Here is a 13,794-nt window from a genome sequence, read left to right as displayed (position 1 = left end):
CCCGTGGACGGGTCTTCCCTTTTGAGCCGGCGTGCCGGGCAAAGTTGCCGGCGCGCCCCGGAGCGCGGGCGGCGGAGCCCCCGCAGGGGCGGCCCCTGAGGGGCCGTCAGGCTCGGCCGATGCGGCCGGGCTGCTCAACGCTTAGCGCAAGCCGGAAATGTATTCGGCCACCGCTTTCATTTCGGCGTCGCTCATGCGATTGGCGATGTCCTGCATCGGGCCGTTCTTGCGGTTCGCGCCGCCCTTGAATTCGTTCAACTGCTTGACGATGTAGCCGGCGTGCTGGCTGCCCAGACGCGGATACTGGTCGGGCAGGCCCTTGCCGGCGGGACCGTGGCAGGACATACAGGCGGGAACCTGAGTGCCGGCGTTGCCGACGCGGTAAATCTTGGCGCCCAGCGGCATTTGCGCCTTGTCGGAGGCTTCGCGGTCCTTCGGCTTTTGCTCGCTGTAGTAGGCGGCGACATTGCGCATATCGTCCTCGGACAACATGGAGGCCATACCCAGCATGGTCGGGTCCTTGCGCACGCCGGCCTTGAACGCCTTCAACTGGGTGTACAGATAGTGCGCGTTCTGACCCGCCAGCGTGGGGTTGGCCGCGGCTACGCTGTTGCCGTCAGTGCCGTGGCAAGCCGCGCAAACCGTTTCTACGATCTGTTTGGCCTTCACCGGGTCCGCCTTGACGGCTACCGGCGCAGCCGCCAACGCGTTTCCGGCCAGGGTTGCAGCCGCCATCGCCAACAGCATCATACGTTTCATGGTCGCTCCTTTAGGGGCTATCCCTAAATATCTGTAAAAGTGGCAATTTCAAACCTGCTATTCTATACCAACTGATTTCACCCTTACTACTATGTCGACTTTTCAAAACGCCCGATTTTATACCACCGTCAACCACATGAAGGACTTGCCGCCTACCCGAGCGGAGGTCGCTTTCGTGGGACGCTCCAATGCCGGCAAGTCCAGCGCCATCAACACATTGGCCAATCACGGCCGCCTGGCGCGGGTGTCCAAGACGCCGGGCCGCACTCAGCACATCAATTTTTTTGAGCTGGGTAACGAATGTTTTCTAGTCGATTTGCCCGGTTATGGCTATGCCGAGGTGCCTGAAGCGGTTCGCGCGCACTGGGTGGAACTGCTAGGACGCTATCTGCAGTCGCGCCAGAGCCTGATCGGTCTGCTGTTGATCATGGACGCGCGCCATCCTTTGAAAGAGCTGGACCGCAAGATGCTGGAGTTCTTCCGGGTGAACCGGCGACCGGTGCATATCCTGTTGTCCAAAGCCGACAAACTGTCGCGCCAGGAGCAATCCAAGGTGCTGGCCCTGGTCAAGAGCGAGCTGAAAGACTATCCGGACGTCAGCGTGCAGATGTTCTCCAGCCTGAAGAAAAGCGGGGTAGAGGACGTGGAGCGGGTGGTGAACGGCTGGTTCGAGCAGTACATGGGACAGCCGGCCGCGGACGAGGCCGCGCCGCCGGAACTTTAGGAACAGGCCCCCACCTAAACAAGCAGGTGGCCAACACCTCCCGCTTGCCTCCCTGAGCGGGGCCTGGATTGATCAGGCTTACCCCGGCAGCAGCTTGCCGGGGTTTTTTATCGGCGGCGGAAACGAAAAAGGCGAAGGAGATTTCTCCTTCGCCTTTGTCATGAACCCGGCTTGATGGCTTACAAGCTGGTGACTACGGTCTCCACGTGCAGGTTCTCGGCGGCGTTGCGCACCGCGTCGCTGGAGCGGAAAGGCCCCAGGCGCACTTTGTAGACGCCTTCCTGATTCACGATGCCAAGTTTGGACTCGTACTTGTCGTCCATCTCGCCCAGCATTTTCTGCACCATCGCCTCGGCGTTGGACAGTTTGGAGAAGCTGCCCAGTTGCAGATACTTGGGCGTGTCTTCTACGCGTCGCGCGGTGTTGACGGGACGGGTGCTGGCGATGTTCTCGCCGCCGGCGTCCGGCCATACGCGTTCGATGGCGATCTTGGCGCTGCCTTGCTTGATGAAGCCCAGGCGGTAGGCCGCCGCGTAGGACAGGTCCATCAGGCGGCTCTTGTGGAAGGGGCCGCGGTCATTGACGCGCACCACCACGGATTTGCCGTTGTTCAGATTGGTGACCCGGGCGTAGCTCGGGATCGGCAGCGTAGGATGGGCGGCGGTCATGGCGAACATATCGTATTTCTCGCCGGAGGACGTCTTGCGGCCGTGGAACTGCTTGCCGTACCAGGAGGCGCGGCCCGTGGCTTGATAGGGCTTTTCGCGCGTGTCGGGACGGAAGCTCATCCCCAGCGCCGTGTAGGGCAGATTGGCCGACTTGATCAGCGGCTCTTCCTGCGGCACGGCGTCCGGCACCAGGTTCAGGTTGACCGGGATATGGTCCGCGGGACCATCGTTCTGGAAATAAGCTCCATTCTTGGCAACGGTCTTCTTGTTGCCGGTCGACGAGGACGCCGACTGGTTGGTGGCGCTGGCCGTCTTCACGGTGGAACAGGCCACGAGTACGAGACTGACGAACACAAGCCACAGCCATCGGAGTACTGATTGCATAGATCTCCCTTATGCTGTCGGAACCACTGCAAAACCTTGGCGCGCCGTTTCAACGTCGGCGCTTCGCGCTTGCTTGCAAGCGCCAAGTCCAGGCTTTCCAGAGTCCCTTGTTGGGCCGATCTGCGAACCGCTTCAGCTTCCCCCTGCGAAATCGAGCTGTCGCCAAGCCTCGAACACCGTCACCGCGACCGCGTTCGAAAGATTGAGACTTCTTGATTCTGGACGCATCGGCAAACGAATCCTCTGCTGCGGAGGCAAAGACTCCAGCACTTCAGGCGGCAGACCGCGGGATTCGGGACCGAACAAAAAAACGTCCCCAGGTTGATAGGATATCCGGTCATGGCGCTCGGAGCCCTTGGTGGTGGCGGCGAAAATACGCCGTCCGCGCAAAGTCTCTTGACAAGCCGCCCAATCCTCATGAACCACTACGCGAGCGTACTCGTGGTAATCGAGTCCCGCGCGTCGCAGCTTGGCGTCCTCCAAAGGGAAGCCCATGGGTTTGACCAGATGCAGTTCACAGCCGGTGTTGGCACATAAACGAATCACATTGCCCGTGTTGGGCGGTATTTCCGGCTGAAAAAGAATTACAGTGAACATCGTTGGCAGCCTGGATTGTTCCAAAGAATCAAAATCTTGGTCAAGTTTTAGGAGAAAAGGCCCTGGCGAGCACCCAGCCATCGACCCGTTTTGCCCCCTGTTTTTTCAAAATTTCGGCCAGCGCCGACAGGGTGGCGCCGCTGGTGGCGACGTCATCGACAATGGCGATGGAAAGCCCGTCACAGCGGCAATTTACGCCGAAAGCATGGCGGAGGTTTTTCCGGCGTTCGGCGCGCCCGAGCGAGGCCTGGGACGGAGTGTTGTATTTTCGCCAACAAACCTCGGCGCTCAAACAGCTCGCCATTGTAGCAGCGAATGCTTTTGCCAACTCATGACTTTGATTGAAACCGCGCTCGGCAAGTCGTTCTTTTGCCAGTGGAACGGGAATGACAAGGTGATAGTCTTGGCGGCGCGGACGGGCGAAATCGGCGAGCAGGCCGCTAAGCGCCGCGCCCATCTGCAGCTGTTTTCCGTATTTGAAGGCGTGGATCAGCTCGGCGAGCGGGTAGTCGAAGCAGTAGGGCGCGTACAGCGCGTCGAAGGCGGGCGGGTGGCGTTGGCATTGGCCGCACAGGCCGGAAACCGGCAGGGGGTCGGCGCAGCGCGCGCATTGCGCGGACGGCAGCGCCGGCAGCCGGCGGCGGCAGTCCGCGCAGAAACCCCGGCTTGCCCGCCAATCCCCGCAGAGCCAGCATGGTTGATTAAATATTGTGCACTTGTCAATTATGAGGCTTTTCAGGTTTGACAGCATGGCGCCCTCCCCAGCAAGATGCGCTGATTCGCCCCACGCCCGGCCGGGCGTGGCACTCTGACGGTCCTGACGGCGCAAGCCGGAATTATCCTTGCCTGATCAAGGTCTTCCATCGCCGGACAGCGACCACAGCCAGGATAGACCATGCATTCTTCCGCTATCGAATTCAAGCCTTCCGCCACCCCGCACCCGGAGTCTCCCAGCTGGACTGTGGCGGAAATCGAAACCCTGCTGGCGCTGCCCTTCATGGAGCTGGTGTTTCGCGCGGCCGAGATTCATCGTCAGTTTTTCGACCCCGCCAAAGTGCAGCTGTCCACGCTGATTTCCATCAAGACCGGCGGCTGTCCGGAGGACTGCGGCTACTGTCCGCAATCGGCGCATCACGACACCCCGGTGCCCAATCAGCCGATGCTGACGGTTGATGAAGTTTTGAGCGCCGCGCGCGCGGCCAAGGCCAACGGCGCCAGCCGCTTTTGCATGGGCGCGGCCTGGCGCGGCCCCAAGGACGCGGACTTGGAGAAAACTTTGGAAATGGTCAAGGAAGTCAAAGCCTTGGGCCTGGAAACCTGCGCCACTTTCGGTTTGCTGAAGGGAGGCCAGGCGGAAAAACTGAAGGCGGCGGGCCTGGATTATTACAATCACAATCTGGACACCTCGCCGGACAAATATTCCGATATCATTGCCACGCGCGACTACGAAGACCGCCTCGACACTTTGGGAAAAGTACGCAGCGCCGGTCTGTCGGTGTGCTGCGGTGGTATTGTTGGCATGAATGAAACCCGCAACGATCGCGCAGGTCTGATTGCACAGCTAGCGAATCTTGAGCCGCAACCGGAATCGGTGCCTATCAACAAGCTGGTCAAGGTGGAGGGCACGCCGCTGGAAGGCGCCGCGCCGCTGGACTGGACCGAGTTTGTGCGCACCATCGCGGTGGCCCGCATCGTGATGCCCAAAACCTATGTGCGATTGTCCGCCGGACGCCGTGAAATGGATGAGTCCACGCAGGCTTTGTGCTTCCTGGCCGGGGCCAATTCCATCTTCTACGGGGACAAGCTGTTGACCACCGGCAACCCCGAGGTGGACGCCGACCGGCTCTTGCTGGAAAAGCTTGATCTGACGCCGCTTTGAGCGGTTTGGGCGGCGGATTCGCGGGCGATGTAAAAAATGTATATATAAGGAATAGCTTGGGCGGACGGCGAGGCCGGTTTCCGCCAAGCCCTTTACACGGGATATTTCGAGCCGATATGCGCCTTCAAGACCTGCCTGCCGCCCTGATGGATCTTTCCGCCACCCACCGCCGCCGCCAACGCGCGGTCGTCGACAGCCCGCAGGGGGTTGAAGTGGTGGTGGACGGACGTTCCTATGTTTCTTTCGCCAGCAACGATTACCTCGGGCTGGCCGATCACCCGGCCCTGGTGCGCGCGGCGCAGCAGGGTCTCGAGCGTTGGGGAGTGGGCGGCGGTTCATCGCATCTGCTGGCCGGCCACTTCAGCGTGCAGCAAGAAGCCGAGGAGGCGCTGGCGGAATTCGTCGGCCAGCCGGCTGCATTATTGTTCGGCTCCGGCTACGCGGCCAATCTGGCGATTGTCAGCAGCTTGCTGGATCGCGGCGACGCGGTGTTCGCCGACCGGCTGAACCACGCCTCGCTGAACGACGCCTGTAGGCTGAGCCGCGCCGAGTTCAAACGCTTCCATCACAACGATTTGACGCAGCTGGAGCGCTTGCTGGCCGAGTCCGACGCCAAAACCAAGCTGATCGCGGTGGAGTCGGTGTACAGCATGGACGGCGACGAAGCGCCGCTGCCCGCGCTCTTGGCGCTGGCCGAGCGTTACGAGGCCTGGCTGTACGTGGACGACGCCCATGGTTTCGGCGTGCTGGGCGAGGGCCGCGGCGCGCTGGCCGAGCACGGCTTGTCCAGCCCGCGGCTGATTTACATGGCGACCCTGGGCAAGGCCGCCGGCGTGGCCGGCGCCTTCATCGCCGGCGGCGCTGATCTGGTGGAATGGCTGATCAATGCGGCCCGCAGCTATATCTACACCACTTCCCAGCCGCCGGCGCTGGCCTGTGCGATCTTGGCCAGCCTGCGCCTGATCGCCGAGGCCGACGAGCGGCGCGCGCGCTTGCGCGAATCGATAGCAATCATCAAATCCGGACTATCCGAGTCCAAATACTCCGCAGGGGCTTCCCGAACGCCGATTCAGCCACTTATCATAGGCGGCGATGAACAGGCGTTGGCCTTGGCCGCCCGTCTGCGCGACCAAGGTTTGTGGGTGCCGGCGATCCGCCCGCCCACGGTGGCCGCAGGGACGGCGCGCTTGCGTCTGTCCTTGTCGGCCATGCACCAGCCGGAACACTTGCAGCGCCTGCTGTCCTGTATTCAGCACGCCGCGGCGTCCTGAGCCGACGCGCCCATGGGGAGGGGCGCGCCGGCATGGCCGGATTTTCCAGCTAACTCATACTACGATAATCACATGAAGAGCATGGCTGAATATCTGGCGACGCCAGAGCAGGCCGCCGCTATGGCGCTGTCTCTGCTGCAAGAGCAGGGAGGGGTGCGCGTTGCCGCGGTCTGGCGGCAGCTGGGGGCGGCTTGGCAGCTTTTGGCCGCGCTGGGCGACGCCGACGCCTTGCCCGGCGCGGAAGCGCTGGCGAGCGGGGACAGGCTGGACGCCGGCTGCGAGGCGATGCCCTTGCGCGCCGGCGAGCAAGTGCTGGGTTGGCTGGTGTGGCGCGGCGACGCCGGTCCGGCGTTGAATCCGTCCGCCGCCTTGCTGTGCGCCCATCTGCTGTGCGCGCGGCTGGGCGCGGAGCAGGTGGCCTCGCGCGAGGCCAACGAGGCCTTGTTCGATATTTCTCAGCTGGCCGAAGAGTGCGGCACCATCGATCAGGTATTGCCCGGCCTGCACCGGCAGATGATGCGGCTGATGGACGCCAGCAACTTCTACATCGCCCTGTACGACGATGAAGCCCAGGTCATCCACTTTCCCTTCTACATTGACCAGCGCGATCCCGCGCCGCCCGCCAGCGACGCCATTTTCCCGCTGAGCGGCCACGCCCAGTCCCTGACCGCCTGGTTGATACGCGGGGGCAAGCCAGTGGTGCTGAGCCGGGAGCGCCTGTTGGAAGTGTGTCAGCAGGAGGGCCTGAGCCGGCAAGGGCTGTTGCCGGCCAGCTGGATGGGCGCGCCGCTGGCCAATGCCGGCGGCCATGTCATCGGCGCGGTGGTGCTGCAGCTGTACGAGGATCAAACGCCGCTGACCTCGGCCGAGCAGCAGTTGTTTCTGTTCGCCGCCCGCCATGTCGGCTTCGTGCTGGAGCGGGTCTTGCACCGCAGCCAGCTGGAGCGTCAGGTCTGGCTGCGCACCAGCGAGCTGGAGGGCGCCAACGCGAGGCTGCGCGCCGAGGTGGCCGAGCGCAAGCGCGCCGAGCGTTTCCAGGGCGCCTTGTTCCGGATCGCGGAACTGTCCAATACCAGCTTGTCGCTGGAGGCCTTTCTCGGCGGCCTGCACCGCTTGCTGGCCGAGATGGTGCCGGCGCGCAATTGCCTGGTGGCCTTGTACGACCAGACCGAGGATTGCATCAGCTTCCCCTATTGCGCAGACGAATACGCGCCGCCGCTCAAGCCGCACCGGCCGGGCAAGGGCTTCGTCGAACAGGTGCTGCACAGCGGCCGGCCCTTGTTGATCGATCCCTATTCGCAACAGAACCGCCAGCCGGACGCCGACGAAGAACTGCCCCGGCCCAAGAGCTGGCTGGGCGTGCCCCTGTATTGCGGCACCGATCTTCTGGGCGTGCTGGCGGTGCAAAGCTATGAAGACGACGTGGTCTACAACTTCCGCGACCAAGAAGTGCTGGAGTTCGTCGCCAACCACATCGGCGCGGCGCTGACCCGGGTCAAGGCGCTGGAGAGCCTGCAAACCGCTTACGTGGAACTGGAGCAGCGGGTGCGCGAGCGCACCAGCGAGCTGGACGCGGTCAATGCCCAGCTGGAGTTCGACAGCCTGCACGATCCGCTGACCAAGCTGCCCAACCGCAGCTATTTTTCCAAGGCTTTGCGCCGGGCCTGGGAGGCGTACGCGAATGGCGGCGGCGAACGCTTCGCGGTGTTGTTCATCGATCTGGACCGCTTCAAGCTGGTCAACGACACCCTGGGCCATCTGGCCGGCGACCACCTCTTGTTCGAGGCCGGCGCGCGCATCCGCTCCTGCCTGCGTCATTACGATTTCCTGGCGCGGCTGGGCGGCGACGAATTCGCGGTGCTGATGTTCGGCATGGACGGCGGCGGCGACTGCGAGCGCATCGCCCAGCGCATCGTCAGCGAGTTCGAACGGCCGGTGATCCTGGCGGGGCGGGAGGTGTTCTCCACCGCCAGCGTCGGCGTGGTGCTGGCGGACCATGAGCATTACCACAAGGCCGACGATCTGCTGCGCGACGCCGACCACGCGATGTATTGCACCAAACAGCAAGGGCGGCAGGGCTATACCCTGTTCAACCACGAGTTGCGCATCAATCAGGCGGACCAGCTGGCGATGGAAAGCGAACTGCGGCGCGCGCTGGAGGAGGAGGGGCAGCTGCAGCCGTATTTCCAGCCCTTCATCGACGGCGACAGCGGCGAGCTGGTGGGCTTCGAGGCCTTGGCCCGCTGGCAGCACCCGCAGCGCGGCCTGATTTCGCCCGGCCTGTTTTTGCCCATCGCCGAGGAAAGCGGGCTGATCACCCGGCTGGACCGCTATATGCTGAACGCGGCCTGCGCCCAATTGAGCGTGTGGCGCGTTCAGGGCCGGGTGGGGCCGGAGGTGGCCTTGCACATCAATCTGTCCTCGGCCCATTTCCACGATCCGGAACTGGCGGCCTGGATAGGAGAGCGCATCCGGCATTACCGGCTGCCGCCGGCGACGCTGCACCTGGAAATCACCGAGAGCGCGCTGATCGATCAGCCGGAAATCGCCGCCACCGTGATGCACGCGCTGCATGAACTGGGCGTGAGGTTGGCGCTGGACGACTTCGGCACCGGCTATTCGGCGCTGTCCTATCTGCACCGCTATCGTTTCGACGTGCTGAAGATAGACCAGTCCTTCGTCTTCGATCTTGACCGCACCCAGGAGTCGGCTGCCATTGTGCGCGCCATCCTGGCGTTGGCCAAGGCGCTGGATCTGGAGGTGGTGGCCGAGGGCGTGGAGACCGCCGCCCAGCTGGCCATGCTCAAAAAAATGGGCTGCGGCAAGCTGCAGGGTTTCTACTTCGCCGCCCCGGCGCCGGCGGAGGGCGTGGACTGGGAGCGGCTGGCCCGCTTCCGGCAGGAGTTCCAGAGTGAGCGCTAGCGGATGGCGGCGTTGGCCGCTGGCGTTCAACCGCTGGCGCTACAATCTGTACGCGCCGGTCTACGACCGGGTGGCGCAGGCCTTCGCCGCGCGCCGGCGCCGCTCCATCGCCCTGCTCAACCCGCAGCCGGAGGAGCGCATCCTGCTGGTGGCGGCCGGCACCGGCCTGGATCTGGATTTCATGGTGCGTTGCCGACATGTGGCCGCCATCGACATCTCGGACGGCATGCTGGAGCGGCTGAGCGCCCACGCCGCGGCGCTGGGCATGGCGGTGGACGCCAGGGTGATGGACGCGCAGGCGCTGGATTTTCCCGACGCCAGCTTCGACGCGGTGGTCTTGCATCTGGCGCTGGCGGTGGTGCCGGACCCGCAAGCCTGCATCCGCGAAGTGGAGCGCGTGCTCAAGCCCGGCGGCCGAGCGGCGGTGTTCGACAAATTCCTGCCCGACGGCCGGCGGCCGTCCTTATTGCGCAGCGCCGGCAATCTGCTGTCGCGGGCGATCGCCACCGATATCAACCGCCGGCTGGAAGATATCCTGGCGGCTTGTCGTTTGAGCAAGGTTCATGACGAAGATGCCGGACTAGGTGGTTTCTTTCGCATCGCGATCTTGCGAAAATGAAGGTTTCACCCCATCTGGTCGTCCATGAGTCTGTTTGTTGAAACGCTGGGCCAAGGCCCGGACGTGGTCCTGTTGCACGGCTGGGGCCTGCATGGCGGCGTGTTCAGCCGCGTGGCGGCGTGCTTGGCCGCCAGTCATTGCGTGCATCTGGTCGACCTTCCCGGTCACGGCGCTTCCGCCCCGTTGGCCTCCTTCGACGCCGACGCGGTGGCCGATCTGCTGGACCAGGCCTTTCCATTGCCGCTGCAATTGGTGGGCTGGTCGCTGGGCGGTTTGATCGCCCAGCACTGGGCCGCTCGCCATCCGGACAAGATCAAAAGCCTGGCCTTGGTGGCGACCAGCCCGCGCTTCGTGCGCGACGACAGCTGGCCGCACGCGCAGGAGCGCAAGTCCATCGAAGCGGTGGCCGCCAGCCTGGACGGCGCCTTCGAACAGACGCTGGAGCGTTTTCTCGCCTTGCAGATGATGGGCGCGCCGTCGGCGCGCGACACCCTGAAGGCCTTGCGCGCGGACTTGTTCGCCCACGGCAGGCCGCAAGGCCTGTTGCCGGCGCTGGAACTGCTGCTGACGGCGGACGCGCGCGCGCTGGCCGGACGCATTCACTGCCCGGCGGGCCTGTTCTACGGCGCTCGCGACGCCATCACCCCGATAGGCGCCGGCCGTTGGCTGGCCGACGCGCTGGGCGACGCCCGGCTTTATGAATTTCCGCAAGCGTCGCACGCGCCGTTTCTGTCGCACGAAGCCGAATTCGTCGCCGCGCTTGCCCAGCATTTGGAAGCCCATGCATGACTGAAGCGTTTTACACCGACAAGGCGCGAGTGCGCGCCTCGTTCGAAAAGGCCGCCGCCAGTTACGACTCCGCCGCGGTCTTGCAGCGCGAAGTCTCCGACCGGATGTCCGAGCGGCTGGACTACATCAAGTTTCAGCCGCAAGTGGTGCTGGACGCCGGCGCCGGCACCGGCTACGGCTCGGCCCAGCTGCGCGCCCGCTACCCGGACGCGCGCGTGGTGGAGCTGGATCTGGCGCAGGCGATGCTGCAAGCCTCGCGCGCTAAGCAGCAAAGCGGCGACGGCCTGTTGAAGAAACTGTTCCGCCCCAGCCTGCCGTGGCAGGTGGTGGCCGACGTCGAGCGCCTGCCGCTGGCCGACGCCAGCGTGGACATGATCTGGTCCAGCCTCACCATCCAGTGGGTTAATGTGCCGGACAGCGTGTTCGCCGAATTCCGCCGCGTGTTGAAGCCCGAAGGCATGCTGATGTTTTCCACCCTGGGCCCCGACACCCTGCATGAGCTGCGCGGCGCTTTCGCCGGCGTGGACCGCGCCACCCACGTCAACCAGTTCATCGACATGCACGATCTGGGCGACGCGCTGATGCGGGCCGGTTTCGCCGAGCCGGTGATGGACATGGAGAAAATCGTGCTGACCTACGGCCGCGCCCGCGAGGTGATGGCGGACCTGAAGGCCATAGGCGCGCACAACGCCACCAGCGGCCGCGGCCGCGGCCTGATGGGCAAGCACGCCTGGCAGCGGGTGGAGGCGGCCTACGAGAGCCTGCGCCGCGACGGCAAGCTGCCGGCCACCTACGAGGTGGTGTACGGCCACGCTTGGAAGGGCGGCGACAAGAAGCTGGCCAAATTCAGCGAGGACGGCCGCCAGGTGATCGAGTTCGTCAAGAAGCGGCCGGACTAAGACGATGTCGACCATCCGCCTGGCCGCGCCCAAGGATGCAGGCTGCCTGGCCGCCTTGTCGATTCAAGTGTGGCTGAGCACCTACGTCACCGACGGCGTCCGCCGGGACATGGCCGACTATGTGCTGAGCGAATTCACGCCGGCCAATTTCGAGGCGCTGATCGCCAGCCCCTCGCATCATCTGCTGGCGATGGAGCAAGACGGCTTTCTGCTCGGCTACGCGCTGATGAAGCTGGATAGCCCCTGCCAAGGCTGCGACTTCCCCACCGTGGAAGTGTGCAGGATCTACCTGGTGGAAAGCCGCACCGGAGAGGGCCTGGGCCGGCGTTTGCTGGAAGCGGCGCGGCAATGGGCGCTCGCCCTTCCCGAACCCGCGCGTTTGTGGCTGACGGTGTGGCACCGCAACGAGCGCGCGATCGCCTTCTACCGCCGGCTGGGCATGACCGTCCACGGCGAATGCCATTTCGAATTGGAGGGCGCGCGGCATCTGAACTATGTGATGCTGGACTGCGCGCCCGTTGGGGCGGTTCCAACCACCGCCGATGCCTGAAAGCCCGATGAAATCATGATGAGCAAACACACACTCCGCCCCTGGCTGTTGGCGGGCATGGCCGCGCTGTTGTCGGCTTGTTCCACCTTGTCCTCCCCTCCCGCGGCGCAGCCGCCCAAGCCGGCGCTTAAGCCCAAGATAGGCTTGGCGCTGGGCGGCGGCGCGGCCAAGGGCTTTGCCCACGTCGGCGTGATCAAGGTGCTGGAAGCCGCTGGCCTCACGCCTGATCTGGTGACCGGCACCAGCGCCGGCAGCGTGGTCGGCAGTCTGTACGCCTCCGGCCTCAGCGGCATGCAGCTGCAAAGCCGGGCGATTCAACTGGACGAATCCAATCTGACCGATTGGACCTTGTCGAGCAAGGGCGTGATCAAGGGCGAGAAACTGCAGAACTGGATCAACGCTCAGGTGGCCAACAAGACCATGGAGCAATTGCCGCGGCCGTTCGGCGCGGTGGCCACCGAACTGGACAGCGGCCGCAAGGTGGTGTTCCGCCTGGGCAACACCGGCCAGGCCGTGCGCGCCTCGGCCAGCATTCCCAACGTCTTCCTGCCGGTGAAGATAGGAAACAAGAGCTATGTGGACGGCGGCCTGGTCAGCCCGGTGCCGGTCAGCGCCGCGCGCGAGATGGGCGCGGACTTCGTCATCGCCGTCGATATCTCGGCGCGGCCGCGCAAGGGCGCCGCCACCGGCTTTCTGTCCATGCTGGATCAGAGCCTGAACATCATGAACGGGCCGGCGCTGGCGCAAGAACTGAAGCAGGCCGACGTGGTGATCCGCCCGCAAGTGCAGAATATCGGATCCGCTCAATTCGACGCGCGTCATCAGGCTATTCTGGAAGGAGAGCGCGCCGCGCAGGCGGCGCTGCCGCAGATCAGGCAATTGCTGCAGCAAAAAGCCGTTGCCATGAATAAGTAATGGCATAATGCTGCCGGGCTGGCCCTGCATTGCAGCATGGCCGGCCGCCTTCCATCAGCAACCGCAGGCCCGGCCTGCCTGGAGACCTGAATGATCAAGCTTTACGGCGCTGCGCTGTCCCCTTATTACAACAAGGTCAAAATCGCCTTGCTGGAAAAGGGCGTCAACTTCCAAGAAATCCTCACCGCCCCTTCGCAGCAGGAAGAACTGCTGGCGAAGAGCCCGATGGGCAAGATTCCTTTTGTCGAAGTGGGCGGCCACGCCATGGCGGAGTCATCGGTGATCCTGGAATGGCTGGAGGACGCCTATCCCACCGCCTCCTTGCTGCCGCCGACGCCGAACGGCCGCGCCCACGCGCGCCAGCTGAGCGCGATGCTGGATTTGTACGTGCTGATGCCGGCGCTGCCCTTATACCGCCATTGGCTGTTCGGCAGCCCGCTGGAAGCGGGCGCGATCGACGCCGCGCGTCAGCAGATCGCCCGCGGCGTGGCCGCCTGCGCCCAGTTGCTGGATTACGGCCCTTGGGCCTGTGGCGAGGATTTCAGCAGCGCCGACATCGGCGCCGCCTGCGTCCTGCCGGCGCTGGAGCAGATGAGCAAGGCCTTGCTGGGCGAAGACCTGACCGCCGGCTTCCCCGATCGCGACGCCTATCTGCAGCGCCTGTCCGCCCGCAAGAGCGTGAGCCGGACCTGGAGCGAGCGTGAGGCGTCCTTGACCGCGTTCCGCGCGCGTCAGCAGCAATAGGATAAACCGCAGGACAGGACCGACCCGCTTGCCGGCATTCGGCGTTTGAGTAATTATAGAGCTCAAACTCCAAT

At 64.2% G+C, this 13,794-nt stretch carries 14 protein-coding genes; 10 read left to right on the top strand and 4 right to left on the bottom strand.

The window, feature by feature from the left end; all coding sequences use genetic code 11:
• Positions 1–141: 141 nt before the first annotated feature.
• Positions 142–759 carry a c-type cytochrome gene (locus tag ACODRW_RS10290; protein WP_107797784.1) on the bottom strand — a complete coding sequence of 206 codons (618 nt, stop codon included), beginning with the start codon at positions 757–759 and terminating at the stop codon, positions 142–144.
• Between the two features lie 91 nt (positions 760–850).
• Here ACODRW_RS10290 and yihA point away from each other — a divergent pair, with 91 nt between their 5' ends.
• Positions 851–1,483 (top strand): ribosome biogenesis GTP-binding protein YihA/YsxC, encoded by a 633-nt coding sequence (yihA, locus tag ACODRW_RS10285; RefSeq protein ID WP_107797785.1) that lies wholly within the window; start codon positions 851–853, stop codon positions 1,481–1,483.
• A gap of 179 nt (positions 1,484–1,662) precedes the next feature.
• On the opposite strand, the gene ACODRW_RS10280 is transcribed toward yihA, so the two are convergent.
• The 3 genes from ACODRW_RS10280 to ACODRW_RS10270 all read right to left on the bottom strand — a co-directional run bounded on the left by ACODRW_RS10280 (position 1,663) and on the right by ACODRW_RS10270 (position 3,883).
• Positions 1,663–2,535 (bottom strand): septal ring lytic transglycosylase RlpA family protein, encoded by an 873-nt coding sequence (locus ACODRW_RS10280; protein ID WP_107797786.1) that lies wholly within the window; start codon positions 2,533–2,535, stop codon positions 1,663–1,665.
• Between the two features lie 132 nt (positions 2,536–2,667).
• A complete protein-coding gene (locus ACODRW_RS10275) occupies positions 2,668–3,132 on the bottom strand; it encodes a tRNA (cytidine(34)-2'-O)-methyltransferase (RefSeq protein ID WP_081555202.1) in 465 nt (154 codons plus the stop codon).
• A 40-nt stretch (positions 3,133–3,172) separates the two neighbouring features.
• Positions 3,173–3,883: a double zinc ribbon domain-containing protein gene (locus tag ACODRW_RS10270; protein ID WP_488905676.1), complete on the bottom strand. Its 711-nt coding sequence runs from the start codon at positions 3,881–3,883 to the stop codon at positions 3,173–3,175.
• 144 nt (positions 3,884–4,027) lie between these two features.
• Here ACODRW_RS10270 and bioB point away from each other — a divergent pair, with 144 nt between their 5' ends.
• The 9 genes from bioB to ACODRW_RS10225 all read left to right on the top strand — a co-directional run bounded on the left by bioB (position 4,028) and on the right by ACODRW_RS10225 (position 13,720).
• Positions 4,028–5,011 (top strand): biotin synthase BioB, encoded by a 984-nt coding sequence (bioB, locus tag ACODRW_RS10265; protein ID WP_107797787.1) that lies wholly within the window; start codon positions 4,028–4,030, stop codon positions 5,009–5,011.
• A gap of 116 nt (positions 5,012–5,127) precedes the next feature.
• Positions 5,128–6,282, top strand: a complete 1,155-nt coding sequence (bioF, locus tag ACODRW_RS10260; RefSeq protein WP_488877223.1) for an 8-amino-7-oxononanoate synthase — start codon at positions 5,128–5,130, stop codon at positions 6,280–6,282.
• 72 nt (positions 6,283–6,354) lie between these two features.
• On the top strand, positions 6,355–9,204 hold the full coding sequence (locus tag ACODRW_RS10255; RefSeq protein ID WP_488905675.1) for a bifunctional diguanylate cyclase/phosphodiesterase: 2,850 nt from the start codon (positions 6,355–6,357) through the stop codon (positions 9,202–9,204).
• Entirely contained in the window at positions 9,194–9,823 is a 630-nt protein-coding gene (locus tag ACODRW_RS10250; protein ID WP_107797790.1) for a class I SAM-dependent methyltransferase, read from the top strand. The genes ACODRW_RS10255 and ACODRW_RS10250 overlap by 11 nt, the downstream gene beginning before the upstream one ends.
• A 24-nt stretch (positions 9,824–9,847) precedes the next feature.
• The gene (bioH, locus tag ACODRW_RS10245) at positions 9,848–10,612 is read left to right on the top strand and encodes a pimeloyl-ACP methyl ester esterase BioH (protein ID WP_488905674.1); all 765 of its coding nucleotides are present in this window, start codon (positions 9,848–9,850) and stop codon (positions 10,610–10,612) included.
• On the top strand, positions 10,609–11,511 hold the full coding sequence (gene bioC / locus ACODRW_RS10240; RefSeq protein ID WP_107797792.1) for a malonyl-ACP O-methyltransferase BioC: 903 nt from the start codon (positions 10,609–10,611) through the stop codon (positions 11,509–11,511). Before bioH ends, bioC begins: the two co-directional genes overlap by 4 nt.
• 4 nt (positions 11,512–11,515) lie before the next feature.
• The gene (locus tag ACODRW_RS10235) at positions 11,516–12,061 is read left to right on the top strand and encodes a GNAT family N-acetyltransferase (protein ID WP_488905673.1); all 546 of its coding nucleotides are present in this window, start codon (positions 11,516–11,518) and stop codon (positions 12,059–12,061) included.
• Between the two features lie 15 nt (positions 12,062–12,076).
• On the top strand, positions 12,077–12,976 hold the full coding sequence (locus tag ACODRW_RS10230) for a patatin-like phospholipase family protein (protein WP_107797794.1): 900 nt from the start codon (positions 12,077–12,079) through the stop codon (positions 12,974–12,976).
• A gap of 90 nt (positions 12,977–13,066) precedes the next feature.
• Positions 13,067–13,720 (top strand): glutathione S-transferase family protein, encoded by a 654-nt coding sequence (locus ACODRW_RS10225; protein WP_107797795.1) that lies wholly within the window; start codon positions 13,067–13,069, stop codon positions 13,718–13,720.
• Positions 13,721–13,794: the final 74 nt, after the last annotated feature.

The sequence above is a fragment of the Chromobacterium sp. FG89 genome (assembly GCF_057808735.1).
This window is presented reverse-complemented; position numbering and strand designations above follow the sequence as displayed.